The organism is Massilia sp. CMS3.1, from assembly GCF_051262535.1.
Taxonomy (GTDB): domain Bacteria; phylum Pseudomonadota; class Gammaproteobacteria; order Burkholderiales; family Burkholderiaceae_D; genus Telluria.
This window is the reverse complement of the sequence record NZ_JBIMES010000061.1, coordinates 1-1,377: the sequence shown is the minus strand read 5'-3', so window position 1 is coordinate 1,377 and position 1,377 is coordinate 1. Positions and strand designations below refer to the sequence as shown.

At 58.1% G+C, this 1,377-nt stretch carries 1 protein-coding gene; it reads right to left on the bottom strand.

What is annotated here, in order from left to right:
- Nucleotides 1–239 precede the first annotated feature (239 nt).
- On the bottom strand, nt 240–1,265 hold the full coding sequence (locus ACHAC9_RS24400; RefSeq protein ID WP_435764386.1) for an IS110 family transposase: 1,026 nt from the start codon (nt 1,263–1,265) through the stop codon (nt 240–242).
- Nucleotides 1,266–1,377 lie beyond the last annotated feature (112 nt).

The window sequence follows — 1,377 nt, the reverse complement described above, 5'->3', positions numbered from 1 at the left end:
ATTCAGGCTGTGAGGTACGACTGCTCACGTATATCCGGTCTCGTACTGCTGCACCTGCTTGAGATGCTGGACCCTGATGGGCTATTCGCGCGCTGACTCCCTATCGCTTTGACGGACTTGGAAGCCTCAGACGTTATCGGGTTCTGTCAGCGCCGGTTCGACCTGTTGGCCATCATGCGGCTTGTCATGCAATCGTGGTTCGGATACGCCTGCTTGTTGAGACGCTGGCGTTGCTGAGTTTACGCTGGCGTCGGGTGATAATCGGTACCTTTGCTCATCATCGCCCACGCGATACGCGCAGTCTTGTTGGCCAATGCCACCGCGGCGATATTCGGATGGCGTGTCGCTGCAATGCGCATCACCCAGGTGCTTAATCGATCCGTCTTGGCCGGAGCAGTTCGGATAACCGCTCGCGCTCCATGCACGAGCAGACTGCGCAGATAAGCATCGCCCCGCTTGCTAATGCCCAGCAAGCGTTCTTTTCCTCCCGAGCTGTTTTGTTTGGGCGTGAGTCCAAACGAAGCAGCCATCTGTCTGCCGTTGGCAAACTGGCTGGCGTCGCCGACTGTCGCCAGCAAGGCCGTTGCGGTCACCGGTCCGATACCGCGCAGCTGTTGTAACCGCACCGCCACAGGATCTTGCCGGGCAATCTGCTCGATCTCCCGGTCGAGCTCCTCGACACGCTCGTCTACTGCCAGCAGGTCTTGCCACAGCCCACGTAGCAGGCGGCGAAACCGCTCGCTCAGGCCATTCTCCTGATCCTCTAGCCAACGGGGAATTGCCACCCTCAAGTGCAGCAGTTCCTTGGGTGCTACCAAACCATATTCCGAAGTCAGGCCTCGGATCTGGTTGGCTTTTGCCTTGCGCTGATCGACCAGGCTGGCGCGAACCCGGTGAACAGCCTGGATATCTTGCTGCTCGACTGTTTTTACCGCGACAAAACGCATGCTTGGCCTGCTCATTGCTTCGCAGATCGCTTCGGCATCATTGGCGTCGTTCTTGTTGCTCTTGACGTAGGGCTTGACGAACTGAGGCGCGATCAGCTTGACCGTATAACCCTGTGCCTGCAGCAGTCGGGCCCAGTGATGGGCGCCACTGCACGCTTCCATACCGATCTCGCAACCCGGCTCAATTCGGTCGAGCAGCGCCTTGATCCAGTCGCCTCGAACGAGCTTGCATCGCCATATCGCCTTTTCAGACCGGTCAACACCGTGAATCTGAAAGACACTCTTTGCCAAGTCGACCCCAACGCGGATAAGCTTCATGACGGACTCCTTTTTCCTAAGCCGGTAGTGTGGAAACTCCAGTTTGGCACTTACGTGCCCTCAGGGGGAGGAGGAGTCCATCCCATTGCTATGGGTCGTAAGCGGACGTCCC

Excerpts from the sequence above, each read along its gene's own strand:
- ACHAC9_RS24400 (WP_435764386.1), bottom strand. The coding sequence starts at position 1,265 with ATGAAGCTTATCCGCGTTGGGGTCGACTTGGCAAAGAGTGTCTTTCAG.